The organism is Paenibacillus sp. JNUCC-31, from assembly GCF_014844075.1.
GTDB lineage: Bacteria > Bacillota > Bacilli > Paenibacillales > Paenibacillaceae > Paenibacillus.
In genome coordinates this window covers 3,751,506-3,767,102 of the sequence record NZ_CP062165.1, presented here as the reverse complement: position 1 = coordinate 3,767,102, position 15,597 = coordinate 3,751,506, and the positions used below count along the sequence as shown (strand labels likewise).

Sequence of the window (15,597 nt, the reverse complement as noted above, 5' to 3'; positions counted from 1 at the left end):
GGGATACTCTCACTTCGTTCGAGACTGCGAAGCTGATGCTCTCGAAGTGAATGCTCCGACGAACCCAAAAACGGATTCTCATCCCTGAAGCAAAAATCAAGATGGCGGAACCGACGGGATTCGAACCCGCGATCTCCTGCGTGACAGGCAGGCATGTTAGGCCAACTACACCACGGTTCCAGATCACTTTCAATGAAGAAAGTATAATTGCGGGGGCAGGATTTGAACCTGCGGCCTTCGGGTTATGAGCCCGACGAGCTACCGGGCTGCTCCACCCCGCGTCGTTATTCAGAAAACTATATGGTGGAGGCTGAGGGGATCGAACCCCCGACCCTCTGCTTGTAAGGCAGATGCTCTCCCAGCTGAGCTAAGCCTCCATACTTATGACCCGTAGGGGATTCGAACCCCTGTTACCTCCGTGAAAGGGAGGTGTCTTAACCCCTTGACCAACGGGCCTTGTTATAAAATTTATCTGGCGGAGAGAGAGGGATTCGAACCCTCGAGACGCTTGTGACGCCTACACGATTTCCAATCGTGCTCCTTCGGCCAGCTCGGACACCTCTCCATATGGCTCCCCGAACAGGGCTCGAACCTGTGACAACTCGATTAACAGTCGAGTGCTCTACCAACTGAGCTATCAGGGAATGGTGGAGCCAAGCGGGATCGAACCGCTGACCTCCTGCTTGCAAGGCAGGCGCTCTCCCAGCTGAGCTATGGCCCCATATACTTTAGTATATCTGGTATTACTATGGGCCCTGGTGGACTCGAACCACCGGCCTCACCCTTATCAGAGGTGCGCTCTAACCAACTGAGCTAAGGGCCCTAATATGTATCCCTTTTTTCCTTACAAGGGGGGCAAAAAAAATACCCCAAAGGGAATTCGCTTGGCGGCGTCCTACTCTCCCAGGACCCTGCGGTCCAAGTACCATCGGCGCTAGAGGGCTTAACGGTCGTGTTCGGGATGGGTACGTGTGGAACCCCTCCGCCATCGCCACCAAACGCTTAGCTTAGCCTTACATTCAGAGTTTATTCTCTGAAAACTAGATCCGAAACGAAACCTGCGATTACAACCTGCAACTTGGATAAGCCCTCGACCGATTAGTACTGGTCAGCTCCATGCATTGCTGCACTTCCACCCCCAGCCTATCTACCTCGTCGTCTTCAAGGGGTCTTACATACTGGGAAATCTCATCTTGAGGGGGGCTTCACGCTTAGATGCTTTCAGCGCTTATCCCTTCCGTACATAGCTACCCAGCGGTGCTCCTGGCGGAACAACTGGTACACCAGCGGTACGTCCATCCCGGTCCTCTCGTACTAAGGACAGCTCCTCTCAAATTTCCTACGCCCACGACAGATAGGGACCGAACTGTCTCACGACGTTCTGAACCCAGCTCGCGTACCGCTTTAATGGGCGAACAGCCCAACCCTTGGGACCTACTTCAGCCCCAGGATGCGATGAGCCGACATCGAGGTGCCAAACCTCCCCGTCGATGTGGACTCTTGGGGGAGATAAGCCTGTTATCCCCAGGGTAGCTTTTATCCGTTGAGCGATGGCCCTTCCATGCGGTACCACCGGATCACTAAGCCCGACTTTCGTCCCTGCTCGACTTGTAGGTCTCGCAGTCAAGCTCCCTTATGCCTTTGCACTCTTCGAATGATTTCCAACCATTCTGAGGGAACCTTTGGGCGCCTCCGTTACTCTTTAGGAGGCGACCGCCCCAGTCAAACTGCCCACCTGACACTGTCCCCGCACCGGATTTACGGTACCAGGTTAGAACCTAGATACGATCAGGGTGGTATCCCAACGGTGCCTCCACGCAAGCTGGCGCTCACGTTTCAAAGGCTCCCACCTATCCTGTACAGATCGTACCCAAATTCAATATCAAGCTGCAGTAAAGCTCCATGGGGTCTTTCCGTCTTGTCGCGGGTAACCTGCATCTTCACAGGTATTAAAATTTCACCGGATCTCTCGTTGAGACAGCGCCCAAGTCGTTACGCCATTCGTGCGGGTCAGAATTTACCTGACAAGGAATTTCGCTACCTTAGGACCGTTATAGTTACGGCCGCCGTTTACTGGGGCTTCGGTTCACAGCTTCGGATTGCTCCTAACCGCTCCCCTTAACCTTCCAGCACCGGGCAGGCGTCAGCCCGTATACTTCGCCTTACGGCTTCGCACAGACCTGTGTTTTTGCTAAACAGTCGCTTGGGCCTTTTCACTGCGGCCCCCTCGTGCTATTCACACTACCGGGGCACCCCTTCTCCCGAAGTTACGGGGTCATTTTGCCGAGTTCCTTAACGAGAGTTCTTCCGCGCGCCTTAGAATTCTCTTCTCGCCTACCTGTGTCGGTTTGCGGTACGGGCACCATCACCTGGCTAGAGGCTTTTCTTGGCAGTGTGAGATCATGACCTTCGCTACTATAATTTTCGCTCCCCATCACAGTCCAGCCTTACGATGTGCGGATTTGCCTACACATCAGCCTCACTGCTTAGACGGACATCCATCAGTCCGCGTCACTACCCTGCTGCGTCCCCCCATTGCTCATAACGGCTTACGGTGGTACAGGAATTTCGACCTGTTGTCCTTCGACTACGCCTTTCGGCCTCGCCTTAGGTCCCGACTTACCCTGAGCGGACGAGCCTTCCTCAGGAACCCTTAGGCTTTCGGCGGATCAGATTCTCACTGATCTTTTCGTTACTCATACCGGCATTCTCACTTGTATAATGTCCAGCGCTCCTTACGGTACACCTTCAACCCTTATACAACGCTCCCCTACCCCTGATGCAAGCATCAAGCCATAGCTTCGGTGGTGTGTTTAGCCCCGTTACATTTTCGGCGCAGAGTCACTCGACCAGTGAGCTATTACGCACTCTTTCAATGGTGGCTGCTTCTAAGCCAACATCCTGGTTGTCTGTGCAACTCCACATCCTTTCCCACTTAACACACACTTGGGGACCTTAGCTGATGGTCTGGGCTGTTTCCTTTTGACAATGGATCTTAGCACTCACTGTCTGACTCCGGAAGTAAGTCTATGGCATTCGGAGTTTGACTGAGCTTGGTAAACCCTTGCGGGCCCCGCACCCAATCAGTGCTCTACCTCCACGACTCTGTTTTCCGAGGCTAGCCCTAAAGCTATTTCGGGGAGAACCAGCTATCTCCGAGTTCGATTGGAATTTCTCCGCTACCCCACCTCATCCCCGCACTTTTCAACGTGCGTGGGTTCGGGCCTCCAGTGCGTGTTACCGCACCTTCACCCTGGACAGGGGTAGATCACCCGGTTTCGGGTCTACGTCCACGTACTCATTCGCCCTATTCAGACTCGCTTTCGCTGCGGCTCCGGCTCTTCACCTTAACCTTGCACGGGAACGTAACTCGCCGGTTCATTCTACAAAAGGCACGCCATCACCCCTAAAACGGGCTCTGACTTTTTTGTAAGCACACGGTTTCAGGTTCTATTTCACTCCCCTTCCGGGGTGCTTTTCACCTTTCCCTCACGGTACTGCTTCACTATCGGTCGCTAGGAAGTATTTAGCCTTGGCAGATGGTCCTGCCGGATTCATACGGGGTTTCACGTGCCCCGCACTACTCGGGATCCGTCTCGGAGAGAGCAGACTTTCAACTACAGGGCTTTTACCTTCTTTGGCGGGCCTTTCCAGACCTCTTCGTTTAACCGGCTCCTTTGTAACTCCATGTGAGACGTCCCACAACCCCAGAGAGCAAGCTCTCTGGTTTGGGCTTCTCCGCGTTCGCTCGCCGCTACTGACGGAATCACTATTGTTTTCTCTTCCTCAGGGTACTTAGATGTTTCAGTTCCCCTGGTATGCCTCTACACAACCTATGTATTCAGTTGTGAGTAACTGGACATTACCCCAGCTGGGTTTCCCCATTCGGACACCCCCGGATCAAAGCTTGCTTACAGCTCCCCGAGGCAGTTTCGTTGTTCGCCACGTCCTTCATCGGCTCCTAGCGCCTAGGCATCCTCCGTGTGCTCTTAGTAGCTTAACCATATTTGCTCCGGTTTCGACTGCTCGCTTCCCTTGTTTTGCTTACGCAAAGCCAAAAGTCGCTCCCATCCGATACCATCGCAATGCAGTTTTCACTATTTATTGAAACTTGTTTACACAAGTTCAGCTAAAAAGGAATGTTCTAATTCGCATTTTTCGTTTCGATATCTAGTTTTCAAAGAACAAGCTCCATGCAAAAGCAAGCTGTTTGAGAGTTTGAGCTCTCAAAACTGAGCAACGAGTGAGTGAAAAGCTTTACGAAGTAAAGCTCGCTTCGGAAGCATGCTTCCTGAAGACTTGTATTTGAATGTTTCCGTTACAGGAAACGATTCTCCATAGAAAGGAGGTGATCCAGCCGCACCTTCCGATACGGCTACCTTGTTACGACTTCACCCCAATCATCTATCCCACCTTCGGCGGCTGGCTCCTTGCGGTTACCCCACCGACTTCGGGTGTTATAAACTCTCGTGGTGTGACGGGCGGTGTGTACAAGACCCGGGAACGTATTCACCGCGGCATGCTGATCCGCGATTACTAGCAATTCCGACTTCATGCAGGCGAGTTGCAGCCTGCAATCCGAACTGAGACCGGCTTTTTAGGATTCGTTCCACCTCGCGGCTTCACAGCCCGTTGTACCGGCCATTGTAGTACGTGTGTAGCCCAGGTCATAAGGGGCATGATGATTTGACGTCATCCCCACCTTCCTCCGGTTTGTCACCGGCAGTCACCTTAGAGTGCCCACCCGAAGTGCTGGCAACTAAGATCAAGGGTTGCGCTCGTTGCGGGACTTAACCCAACATCTCACGACACGAGCTGACGACAACCATGCACCACCTGTCTCCTCTGTCCCGAAGGAAAGGTACATCTCTGTACCGGTCAGAGGGATGTCAAGACCTGGTAAGGTTCTTCGCGTTGCTTCGAATTAAACCACATACTCCACTGCTTGTGCGGGTCCCCGTCAATTCCTTTGAGTTTCAGTCTTGCGACCGTACTCCCCAGGCGGAGTGCTTAATGTGTTAACTTCGGCACCAAGGGTATCGAAACCCCTAACACCTAGCACTCATCGTTTACGGCGTGGACTACCAGGGTATCTAATCCTGTTTGCTCCCCACGCTTTCGCGCCTCAGCGTCAGTTACAGCCCAGAGAGTCGCCTTCGCCACTGGTGTTCCTCCACATATCTACGCATTTCACCGCTACACGTGGAATTCCACTCTCCTCTTCTGCACTCAAGTCACCCAGTTTCCAGTGCGATCCGGGGTTGAGCCCCGGGATTAAACACCAGACTTAAATGACCGCCTGCGCGCGCTTTACGCCCAATAATTCCGGACAACGCTTGCCCCCTACGTATTACCGCGGCTGCTGGCACGTAGTTAGCCGGGGCTTTCTTCTCAGGTACCGTCACCTTGAGAGCAGTTACTCTCCCAAGCGTTCTTCCCTGGCAACAGAGCTTTACGATCCGAAAACCTTCATCACTCACGCGGCATTGCTCCGTCAGGCTTTCGCCCATTGCGGAAGATTCCCTACTGCTGCCTCCCGTAGGAGTCTGGGCCGTGTCTCAGTCCCAGTGTGGCCGATCACCCTCTCAGGTCGGCTACGCATCGTCGCCTTGGTGAGCCGTTACCCCACCAACTAGCTAATGCGCCGCAGGCCCATCCCCAAGTGACAGATTGCTCCGTCTTTCCAGTTTCCTTCAGGCGAAGAAAACAACTATTCGGTATTAGCTACCGTTTCCGGTAGTTGTCCCAAACTTGAGGGCAGGTTGCCTACGTGTTACTCACCCGTCCGCCGCTAACCATCTGAGAAGCAAGCTTCTCAGATGGTCCGCTCGACTTGCATGTATTAGGCATGCCGCCAGCGTTCGTCCTGAGCCAGGATCAAACTCTCCAATAAAGTATTGAAAAGAGCGATAAGCTCATTTTGAATCTGACGAGATTAAAAATCTCATTTGTGCTTCAAAACCATACCGTCCGAAAACGTGTACCGATTTCTCAGCGTCGATCTTGCAAGCAAGATCGTTACTCACTCGTTGTTCAGTTTTCAAAGATCAAACTTGTTTCGCTGTCGTTCATTGTTCACCACAGCAACTTTTATATCTTATCACATCCGAACCAACTTTGCAAGCTCTTTTTTTTAAGTTTCTTTCGAAGCTTATTTGATTTGCTTGCCGCACCGAATTTCTTGTGTTTTCTTGGCCGGAATTAGAATATACCATGTACAAGTTTCGATTGCAAGCCTTATTTTCAATAAAGTTTAAATCCATATTCTTATCTATTAATTCCGAATCCCTTTCTTCTATAATACAGTGCCTACAGATTAGTTGCTGATATTGTATAGGCCGCGAAGATAGACGGAGTGTTACTTCGTATTTCGTTATGGAGTATATATAAACAAATTAGGAGTTATAGTTCCGTCCAACACTCGAGTAACTACAACCAATAACCATAACCAGGGAAGTCACACCTACCTCCAATAAATTGATTGAATGGTACGGACGAGACAGACCCTGGCTCTTATATAACCTTAGCGTCTATATAATCCAATCTTTTGATGACTATAAAATTCGTTTGCCCAGTAATGAAGCAATTAACTCCACACCAAGGCGGGCCGTGTGCCTGTTCTGATCGAACAACGGGTTAACCTCCACCAAATCCATAGACGTGATGCGGTTTGTGGAAGCGAGTAGTTCTAGTGCAAAATGGGCCTCACGGTAATTCAATCCCCCTGGTACCGGTGTCCCTACACCTGGAGCCTCACGCGGGTCAAGACAATCCATATCAAAGCTAATATGAATGCCATCCGTCCCTTCACCCACCACAGCCAACGCTTGTTCAACAACTTGTTGTATACCTATCCGATCAATATCGTGCATCGTAAAGCTTTTGATACCAAGCTTTCTAATCCGTTCTTTCTCATATGCATCCAGATCACGCAAGCCAATATAGACCAGATTGGAAGGATCAACAAACGGCCCCGCATACGGAATATGAGACAAATTAAATGCAGAATGCCCCAAAGCGGCAGCCACACTCATCCCATGCATATTTCCAGACAGACTACGTTCTTCCGTATTCAAATCTGCATGGGCATCAAACCAGATTACACCCAGATTGGAATAATGCGCAGACAACCCGGCAAGAGAACCTATGGCTACACTGTGATCCCCACCCAGAACAAGCGGAAAAGCTCCTCCTGCTATCGCATCAGATACTTCATTGCACACTCTCTCGCTCACCTGGGTAACCTCGGAGACATATTTTACACGATTGCGTTCAATTGGAACAACAGACTCTGAGGGACAATCGACACGTATCTCTTTTGATACATTCAACCCAAGGCTAGCAATTTCTCGTTTCAGCCCGGCTGTAATTAGTTCATCCGGACCTAACTCGGCCCCACCTCGTGCCCCGCCTAATCCAAAAGGAACCTTAATGATGGCAACATCATGATGACGCAAAAGCGATTGACTTGTTTCATTAAAAGCATTCAGCAATCCGGCAGATTCCATATCATTGATTCCCATGTAGGCCAGCTCCTTCGTTGCTTATATGAAGTATTCAAAGAATGAAAAGTATTCAGTCACCCAACACCTGAGTAATTCGTTCCAACGCCCAATCGATCTCAGTCTCCGTAATGGTCAGCGGCGGAGCAAAACGAATCGTTGTATCATGGGTTTCCTTACAGAGCAGACCGACAGACATTAATTTCTCACAATATGAACGTGCCGGCACATGCAGATCCACACCGATAAACAATCCTCTACCACGAATTTCACGTACAGCCGAACTTTGAAGTCCCTGAAGCTTTTTCATAAAATAATTCCCCAGGCGCTCCGAGCGCTCCGCAAGCTTTTCATTCTCCAGAACTTCCAATGCTGCGACAGCCACGGCACAAGCCAGTGGGTTACCCCCAAATGTGGAGCCATGAGAGCCAGGTTCAAACAAATCCAGTATTTCTGCATTAGCAGCAATAGCCGAGATGGGCATCACTCCCCCACCCAGCGCTTTACCCATAATCCAGATATCCGGCTCAATCCCCTCCCAATCAGAGGCAAACCGGCGTCCTGTTCGTCCGAATCCAGTCTGAATTTCATCCGCCACAGTCAGCACCCGATGCTGTTTGCACAGCGTAAAGGCTTCGGCAAGATAACCTTCAGGCGGAATGACAATACCAGCCTCGCCCTGAATGGGTTCCACAAGAAAAGCGGCCGTGTTCGGTGTGATGGCCAGCCTCAGCGCTTCATTGTCGCCATAAGGAATGATTTTGAATCCGGGGGTAAACGGTCCGAAGTCTTTTTTATACTCTGCTGAAGATGAGAAAGAGGTAACCGTCAGAGTTCTTCCATGAAAATTACCAGAGCATACGATGATTTCAGCCTGATTCTCAGGAACACCTTTGCAACGATAAGCCCACCTCCGCACTGCTTTCACGGCTGTTTCAACAGCTTCAGCTCCCGTGTTCATGGCAAGAATCTTGGATTTTCCGGTAAAGTGCGAGAGCTTCTGATAGAAATGGGAGGCAGCACTGCTGTGAAATGCCCGTGATGTTAATGTTACCCGATCCGCCTGATCCTTCAGCGCCTGGATGATTGCCGGATGTCTGTGCCCATGATTCAATGCCGAGTATGCACTCAACATATCCATGTAACGGCGACCTTCCGGGTCCTCAACCCATACTCCCTCAGCCTGCTCTATGACGATAGGGAGTGGATGATAATTAGGTGCAGCATAACGTTCCGACCAATCCATTAACATTTTCGAATCCGACATATACCCCCATCTCCTCCTTTGATTATATTGTATACAAAATACAATATTAATGTATGCTTCGCCACGACCATTTACGACTCCTGCTCGCTTTTTCCGCAATTACCTAATCTTTCTTCTCTCTCGCATATAATTTGTATTAACGGGATGTGGAGAGCTTGCGTTCCAGCCAGGTAAGCAGGTTAGCCAGTGTACATGTGATTATAAAATATATCGCAGCTGCAACAAGGAGTGGGGCAATCGGCTGGAAGGTAACACCCTGAACGGCTCTGGCCGTGTAAATAATTTCGGCAATCCCGATCATGGAAACAAGCGAAGAGTCTTTAATAATAATAATAATGAATTCATTACCTATAGCTGGGAGCATATTCCGAAACGCCTGTGGCAGTATAATGTAGCGAAGTGTCATGCCATGACTGCTGTGCAACCGGTTTTTCCAGAATAAGTGCATCTACCCGTCCAGTCTGCAATTCAAGAATCAATTCGGGGATTTTGGCAAGAGAAGTAAGTTTGGCTCCTTGAATGTCCTGAGCAATCCCTTCCTGAATGGAGCTTTTCTGTACACCTACCTGTTTGCCCGACAAATTATCCAGTGAGGCCAATAGTGTCTTTGCCATCAATGCTTTTGTGAAATTCATAAGGTGTGTAGTCTGCACTGGTGCCAAGCACGATCACTTTCTTCTCTGCGGCGCCATTTTCCGCAGATGGATAAGATTCCAATCCGGTACCCGTCGTTTGTTCCTGTCCGCAAGCAGACATAACCATCACCATTAACAACAGCATCGCTGACAAAAGCACTCTTTTCACACGTCATACTCCTGCTCTATTGTGAAATGATAAAGACGTAAATTTTGTATACAATATACACAATCCAATATATGGGCTTTTATGTAAGTAATACTAACAAACATTCTCTGGTGTGGCAATATATTTAACACATTTACAAGATGATATTCCATAAAAAGTTATTCACTTCACATATATCTAACACCGCTCGGATCATTAAGTTTGCTTGCCCAACTCCCCCCTCGGTGTTAAGATGATAAAAACTTGAAACTCCCGAACGGCGCACCATTAAGGGACTCACGCCCTCATACATCCAATCATCACTATATACAGAAGGGGGGATTCGGTATGGAAGCACCCAAATACCGGTCCTTGAAAGATCACGTTTACGATTACATCGCGCAGAAAATTCAGGACGGGACATTACTTCCCAATCAGAAGATTAATGAAGCGGAGATTTGCAAAAAGTTGGACATTAGTCGTACGCCTACTAGGGAAGCCTTATTCCAACTCGCTTCTGACAATCTTCTGCAATACATCCCACGCAGGGGGTTTATCGTCACTCCTTTTGATGCTGGCAAAAAACTCGAGTTCTCCCAGGCGATCGGAGCGCTCGAAGCACTGGCCGCCACGCTTGCGGCCGATCAACTCAAACCGTCTGAACTCCTGGAGATGGAAACCCTTGTCGCACGGATGGATGAAGATATTACCCAGCTTGATCTGGCTGCTTACAGTAAAAATCAATATCAATTTCATAACCTGTACATCCAGCGCTGCGGCAACGCCACTGTCATCGAGATGTTAAACACCTTGAAAAACAGCTTTATACGACAGTCTTATGTTAGCGACAACAAGCCGAAGCTATCTGGTGTGCTCAATGAAGTAAATGAAGAGCATCGTCAAATCGTTAGCGCTTTTCGGGCAAAGGATAAACTGCAGCTGGAGGCACTGCTGAAGCACCACTGGCGCATCATTGACAACGATATGCTGTAATGGGCTCATCCCCAGTCTTGAGTGAACGTTTCTTTATAACTGACTGAACAGGACTTCAAGCCTGAGAACATGGAAAAAGGCACCTCCACTTTAAGAGCGGGGTGCCTTTTTTAGATGCCCGTTTTGAATCAGCTAACGTTTTCACATCCGTTATTGGAGCGACCTCTCCGCCAACAGATAATCCTATACGTTCTGTTTACGAACGTTATCCATCGGTGTTCTCGCTTCAAAGACAGCATAGCCCAGTCTTTTGCGGTATCTCAGAAGCAAACGATCATTTGTGCGGCTCATACGCTGTACTTGTTCATTCTCAAACAGAGTTACGTCCATCTCTCGATGAGGATCATGATCTGTCCCCCACATTTCCATAGAGCGTGATTTTTCTTTTATCAATACCGAAGTGAATCCGCTCTGTTTAAGGCGTCTTTTCCATGTGGTCATAGTTGCGAGTGTCTTTATTCCATAAAATTGTTTGAGCCTCCGGCTCATCATTTCCGTCTTCCTCCCAGACAATATCATTTCTCGATCAATGAAGAGACCTCCCGGCTTCAAAACCCTTCTATATTCCGCAAGTGCGCTGCGCCAATGAGTGAAGATCGTAACAGACTCGACAAATATCACATCAAAATAATGATCTGGAAAAGGCAAGGATTTCACATCCGCCTGAATAAAACGAATATCCAGACGTTCTCGCCGGGCACGTCGCACCGCTTTCTCCAGCATCTGTCGGTTAAGATCAACCGCAGTTACCCGATAACCGTTTCGAGCCAGATAACAAGCCGTCCTCCCTGTACCACATCCCACCTCTAACACCTTACTTTGCGCAGGCAAAGACAGCTTATCCAGCAGCTGCATCGTCGCCGTGAACCCTCCCGGATGGGCACTCCCCTCCCCAAGCCGGGCCAGCAAATCATGATAATCCATGACATCCCCTCCCTTTCACTCCCTCCAGTGTATGGAGCAGACTGAAAAACGGCTCCTCCCTATATAAATCCCGGGTACTCGTCCATACCAATTCGTCCTCTCTTTACTATGATATACAAACCGTTGATTTCAAGCGGCAACCGCACCTAATGAGGAGGATTTACATGTACAGAATTAATCCGATATGTGAAGAAACGGTTTCTCCGCACGTTGGACGTTCCGTTTGTCTCGTTATGAACGACGGTAGGCATATGTATGGTACGCTTGGTCAATGTCGTGATGGCAAAATTTATTTGAACGGATGTTTCCAAGGACCACGGCTGTGTTCAGTCAAATCTAAACAGCAGCTTGTAAAAAGCAGCAAGAAAAATGCAGTTGCAACAAAGAAAGTTAAATCTTCGGCCTACGGTCCATATGGTTATGGAGGATACGGTAGGGGTTACGGCTATGGAGCAGGAATCGAACTGGCTCTGGTAGCAACGCTGTTTCTGCTGCCATTCCTGTTTATCTAAACTCTCCAGACAGAACAAAGAACCTTCTCGCTTCATGCGAGAAGGTTCTTTGTATTCTTTAGCACAGCCTAAGGTTTCTTCTTCAGCCACTGTTGCAGTTTGTATAGAAACACCTTCACCGGCGGAGCTTCCTGGATGCCCTGTTACAATCTACTATCATTGGATTCCACATATTCTAATCCAGCAGCGGAGTGGTGTAAGCGTCAACAAATTTACTGAAATATAAATTGCTTATATCCCTATTCATCATTGGACACTTGAAAAAAATCGTAAAAAAAGGCATTCGCCAAAAACGAATGCCGGAACTTCATATTTAATACCCTTACCTTTATGCAAGATGTCAGGTTCAACTTAAAAAAAAACACCTCGTTAGAGGCGGGTAAGCTATGTTAAATCCGATTTCCTTTAGGCATCGTTTTCAGATTGCTATTCGAATTTTCAAGCAATGGCAGCATCCTGGTCGTGCTAACCATCTCAGAAGCACATATCGGACAAGTAGGCACGCTATCAAACGCAAAATTGTCCCGCATCCATCCTTTGCACGTATCACTCGTACATTCCCAGATTGCCGCATCCGCTTGTGGAATCTCTTCCAACGGTTTTTTGCGATTATACATGACTTCTACCCCCTTTGTTATGGAAAAACATCTAAACCGACGTTATTTCACAGAAGCCACTACTTAGCAGAAGTTTTGTCCTGCCTGGACTTCTGTCTCGACAACTATTGGGCCGACTTACATTTATAACTGCTCAAAAAAAAGAAGCTGCCTTTACCATTATAACATGTTAAAGGCAGCTATGCTTTAATTACAGTTTTACAACTTCTTCTGCTTGAGGACCACGGTTTCCTTGTACAATTTTAAATTGCACGCGTTGACCTTCGTCCAGCGTTTTGAAGCCTTCGCCTGTAATAGCGCTGAAGTGTACGAATACATCTTCTCCGCCTTCAACTTCGATGAAACCGAAGCCTTTATCAGCGTTGAACCATTTTACTGTTCCGTTTTGCATGTGAATTACACCTCCAAATAAAGATTAACATGTTCCTTTGTTCTTTGCAGCAAGCAAATAAAAATTCACACATTGAAAAAGGTACCAGTCATAACCTATAAGTGATCGCCCTTTACAATATGTGAATTAGGTTTTCCACTCTCTACAACTTGTTTTTATTATAACTCCGTTTCCACCAAAAAGCAAATCTTTGTATTTTCTTTTCAAACAGCTTTGGAAATACATGTTATTGGCACGCACTGGAACAAGGTTTGTTGCTTGCCCTGCCGCTCATTGCGGTCTTATGAAAGGATATGCAGATCCGAACCAACTTATACATTTTCTATAAAATTTTTTGACATGCATATCCAATACCAACATGAAAGCTCAATTTACTTGATACAAACTAAGTCCACGCCCACATGAAGGCATCCCGATCCCAAGCAATTTGCCCACGGTGCAACTTGCGAAAGGCTTTCTTCACTTCTTTTGATAAAGAAGCATTTCCATTCTCATTCACAAATACAAATTCTTCTCCAAAATGGGACTTTACATATTCAATTGCAGCTTCCTGATGAAGCGTACCGGTGAATTTGATCTCCTGTACCATCCATTCAGCCACTGCCTGTGCTGTCTTTTCCACAATATCACCTATTCATCTATCCTTTGTACGGATGGGACGGGCTTCCGATTATGAACAAGCCTGTCATGCCGCCAGACTGAAGTATACCACGATCCCATGGCTGGCGGTAAACAGAGTTATGCAGCAATCAATTCAGACCCTTTTAATGCACCACAGAACCCCCCGGTGTACTACTCTCTGAAGAAGATGACTTCGTTCGAACGCTAAATGTTAACCATACGCAATGAACAACCAACACAGCCAATATGAAGAGATCGTAAGGAAGCGTTCCGGCATCTTGCCGGTCATTGCCAAGGAATTGAATCAAATTATGTATGAAATGGAACAGGATAAGCGGTACGATATTTCCGTTTTTCAACATCAACAGCGCAAGCGCCGCTCCAAGCAGCAATGCATAGATCAGTTGCAACATCGTATCTGCCATACTCTGACCGGATAGTGCATTCATGATATGTGTGATTGAAAACAACACACTTGAAGTGACGACTGCAGCAACCGCACTCTTGCGAAGCAATATTTTGAAAATAAGTCCACGGTAGATCGTTTCCTCTACAAAGGCGACAAGCAAAGTGAAGCAGATAAAAAAAGTCACCTTGGAAGGGGTTAATTCTGTAAATCCTTTTAGCACGAGAGTACCCAGTACAAGGAGTAGCGGAATATAATACTTTGCATGACTTGCCGAGATGGCTCTTAAGGAGCGGAATCCGGTATCTCCCCACTTACGGCGCATCGTTAGATAGATGATGAGTACAAGAGCAATTGGAGTAAACGACATAAGCACAGGTGATGTGTAATCCAGTTGCTTCACGGTTGCAACGGCTCCGGCCGCAAATACTGCCAACAAGAGAAGCAGTTCAATTATGACTACCGCTAGCACGGGTCTCCCCGAGGAGAAGGATTGGTTTTGCCTGGAGTGCGGGGTTTTCATCGAGTGTACCAGCCTCATTTCATTTTTAGTCGTTGTCACATGAACTTGATATGACAATTTAGTTGTATCATATTTACGAATATTCAGATATCCTTTTTTGGATAAAATGATAAAAGTAACAAAAAAGAGAATTCCTCTTACAGCTTTTACCTTACAATCAGGTATGGCTCAACTGCTTATCTGTCCATTATAGTAGTAATGAAACGAATCGCTGCAGGGATACTCCTCATCTGCAACGTCTTATATATGAAGAGTTAAGATCAAACTGTGCAATGAAAATGAAATCAGGGGGATACTATGAAAGCATTATTTCTGCGCTGGGGACATTTGCTGGCCATTTTATGTATACCGCTTCAAGGCTCCATTTATGTATTGTTGGGCAGTAACACCGGAAGCGATGTCTTCTACAATTATGCATGGATTGATACACAGATTCCTTTTATCAAAGAATTTATTTATCCTTACGTCAGCTGGATGCCGATTCTGTATCTTGGATTTCTTTATTTGGGTCTGACGAACAAATCGCTATTCTGGCGTATGCTAATTACCTATAACGTAGGTGTGATCGCGGCCAACGTCGTTTTTGCGGTCTTCCCTACTTACGTGCCGCGTCCGGAAGAGATTGGAACGGGTCTAAGCAGTACGCTTGTACAGTTCATCTATACCAATGATGCTCCATTTAACTGTTTTCCGAGTATACACTGTCTCACAAGTTATCTTCTCTTCATTATCATCAATCGCCACTTGAACTTCAAACCGCTGGCCCGGATTTCCTGGTCGATATGGCTGTGGTTGATCATTGCTTCAACGGTATTTGTGAAGCAGCATTCGCTGCTGGATGTAGCAGGCGGAATTCTGTTCGCTGAAGCTGCCTACTGGGCTGTGCATGTTTTTGCGGTTCGCACAGGTTTGGCAAGCAAAAAAGCAAAGCAGCCAATCACGGCTACAAATACAAGCAGCAATGCTTAATGTGATTTATATTACAAAGGCAGGAGTTATTCGACTGTCCTGAGACCAAAAAGAGGGCCGAGGCCCTCTTTTTTTTGAGTGATTTAAGT

Annotated in this window: 13 protein-coding genes, 8 tRNA genes and 3 rRNA genes; 3 read left to right on the top strand and 21 right to left on the bottom strand. The window is 47.6% G+C overall.

Going from position 1 to position 15,597, the window contains the following annotated elements:
- Window positions 1-102: 102 nt before the first annotated feature.
- The 16 genes from JNUCC31_RS16300 to JNUCC31_RS33375 form a co-directional block, all read right to left on the bottom strand.
- Window positions 103-180: transfer RNA gene (locus tag JNUCC31_RS16300), tRNA-Asp, on the bottom strand.
- A gap of 27 nt (window positions 181-207) precedes the next feature.
- Window positions 208-281 (bottom strand) — tRNA-Met (locus tag JNUCC31_RS16295).
- A 20-nt stretch (window positions 282-301) separates the two neighbouring features.
- Window positions 302-377, bottom strand: a tRNA-Val gene (locus JNUCC31_RS16290).
- A gap of 7 nt (window positions 378-384) precedes the next feature.
- Window positions 385-456 (bottom strand) — tRNA-Glu (locus JNUCC31_RS16285).
- 17 nt (window positions 457-473) lie between these two features.
- Window positions 474-565, bottom strand: a tRNA-Ser gene (locus JNUCC31_RS16280).
- A 3-nt stretch (window positions 566-568) separates the two neighbouring features.
- Window positions 569-644, bottom strand: a tRNA-Asn gene (locus JNUCC31_RS16275).
- Between the two features lies 1 nt (window position 645).
- Window positions 646-721: transfer RNA gene (locus JNUCC31_RS16270), tRNA-Ala, on the bottom strand.
- Window positions 722-749: 28 nt separating this feature from the next.
- Window positions 750-823 (bottom strand) — tRNA-Ile (locus JNUCC31_RS16265).
- Window positions 824-882: 59 nt separating this feature from the next.
- A 5S ribosomal RNA gene (gene rrf / locus JNUCC31_RS16260) occupies window positions 883-999 on the bottom strand.
- Between the two features lie 79 nt (window positions 1,000-1,078).
- Window positions 1,079-4,003, bottom strand: a 23S ribosomal RNA gene (locus JNUCC31_RS16255).
- 338 nt (window positions 4,004-4,341) lie between these two features.
- A 16S ribosomal RNA gene (locus tag JNUCC31_RS16250) occupies window positions 4,342-5,893 on the bottom strand.
- Together the 16S, 23S and 5S rRNA genes with 8 tRNA genes alongside form the textbook arrangement of a ribosomal RNA operon.
- Window positions 5,894-6,554: 661 nt before the next feature.
- Window positions 6,555-7,523: an arginase gene (gene rocF, locus JNUCC31_RS16245; protein WP_228469680.1), complete on the bottom strand. Its 969-nt coding sequence runs from the start codon at window positions 7,521-7,523 to the stop codon at window positions 6,555-6,557.
- Between the two features lie 52 nt (window positions 7,524-7,575).
- The gene (locus tag JNUCC31_RS16240; protein WP_192272593.1) at window positions 7,576-8,769 is read right to left on the bottom strand and encodes an ornithine--oxo-acid transaminase; all 1,194 of its coding nucleotides are present in this window, start codon (window positions 8,767-8,769) and stop codon (window positions 7,576-7,578) included.
- A 136-nt stretch (window positions 8,770-8,905) separates the two neighbouring features.
- Window positions 8,906-9,133 carry a hypothetical protein gene (locus JNUCC31_RS33385; RefSeq protein WP_228469679.1) on the bottom strand — a complete coding sequence of 76 codons (228 nt, stop codon included), beginning with the start codon at window positions 9,131-9,133 and terminating at the stop codon, window positions 8,906-8,908.
- Window positions 9,114-9,350: a type 2 periplasmic-binding domain-containing protein gene (locus JNUCC31_RS33380; protein ID WP_267132511.1), complete on the bottom strand. Its 237-nt coding sequence runs from the start codon at window positions 9,348-9,350 to the stop codon at window positions 9,114-9,116. Before JNUCC31_RS33380 ends, JNUCC31_RS33385 begins: the two co-directional genes overlap by 20 nt.
- A gap of 1 nt (window position 9,351) precedes the next feature.
- Window positions 9,352-9,573: a hypothetical protein gene (locus tag JNUCC31_RS33375; protein ID WP_228469678.1), complete on the bottom strand. Its 222-nt coding sequence runs from the start codon at window positions 9,571-9,573 to the stop codon at window positions 9,352-9,354.
- A gap of 327 nt (window positions 9,574-9,900) precedes the next feature.
- On the opposite strand from JNUCC31_RS33375, the gene JNUCC31_RS16230 reads away from it, so the two are divergent.
- Entirely contained in the window at window positions 9,901-10,545 is a 645-nt protein-coding gene (locus JNUCC31_RS16230; protein WP_192272591.1) for a GntR family transcriptional regulator, read from the top strand.
- Between the two features lie 183 nt (window positions 10,546-10,728).
- Here JNUCC31_RS16230 and JNUCC31_RS16225 read toward each other — a convergent pair whose 3' ends face one another.
- Window positions 10,729-11,469 carry a class I SAM-dependent methyltransferase gene (locus tag JNUCC31_RS16225; RefSeq protein WP_192272589.1) on the bottom strand — a complete coding sequence of 247 codons (741 nt, stop codon included), beginning with the start codon at window positions 11,467-11,469 and terminating at the stop codon, window positions 10,729-10,731.
- A 164-nt stretch (window positions 11,470-11,633) separates the two neighbouring features.
- Between JNUCC31_RS16225 and JNUCC31_RS16220 the strand changes: the two genes are divergently transcribed.
- Complete coding sequence (locus tag JNUCC31_RS16220; RefSeq protein ID WP_192272587.1) at window positions 11,634-11,981, top strand: hypothetical protein; 348 nt, start codon at window positions 11,634-11,636, stop codon at window positions 11,979-11,981.
- A 389-nt stretch (window positions 11,982-12,370) separates the two neighbouring features.
- Here JNUCC31_RS16220 and JNUCC31_RS16215 read toward each other — a convergent pair whose 3' ends face one another.
- The 4 genes from JNUCC31_RS16215 to JNUCC31_RS16200 all read right to left on the bottom strand — a co-directional run bounded on the left by JNUCC31_RS16215 (window position 12,371) and on the right by JNUCC31_RS16200 (window position 14,455).
- Window positions 12,371-12,598: a cold-shock protein gene (locus tag JNUCC31_RS16215; RefSeq protein ID WP_024633773.1), complete on the bottom strand. Its 228-nt coding sequence runs from the start codon at window positions 12,596-12,598 to the stop codon at window positions 12,371-12,373.
- 190 nt (window positions 12,599-12,788) lie between these two features.
- Window positions 12,789-12,989, bottom strand: a complete 201-nt coding sequence (locus tag JNUCC31_RS16210) for a cold-shock protein (RefSeq protein WP_024633772.1) — start codon at window positions 12,987-12,989, stop codon at window positions 12,789-12,791.
- 385 nt (window positions 12,990-13,374) lie between these two features.
- A complete protein-coding gene (locus tag JNUCC31_RS16205; RefSeq protein ID WP_192272585.1) occupies window positions 13,375-13,611 on the bottom strand; it encodes a DUF6953 family protein in 237 nt (78 codons plus the stop codon).
- 142 nt (window positions 13,612-13,753) lie between these two features.
- A complete protein-coding gene (locus JNUCC31_RS16200; RefSeq protein WP_228469677.1) occupies window positions 13,754-14,455 on the bottom strand; it encodes a CPBP family intramembrane glutamic endopeptidase in 702 nt (233 codons plus the stop codon).
- A gap of 381 nt (window positions 14,456-14,836) precedes the next feature.
- Here JNUCC31_RS16200 and JNUCC31_RS16195 point away from each other — a divergent pair, with 381 nt between their 5' ends.
- Window positions 14,837-15,508 (top strand): phosphatase PAP2 family protein, encoded by a 672-nt coding sequence (locus JNUCC31_RS16195; RefSeq protein WP_192272581.1) that lies wholly within the window; start codon window positions 14,837-14,839, stop codon window positions 15,506-15,508.
- Window positions 15,509-15,597 lie beyond the last annotated feature (89 nt).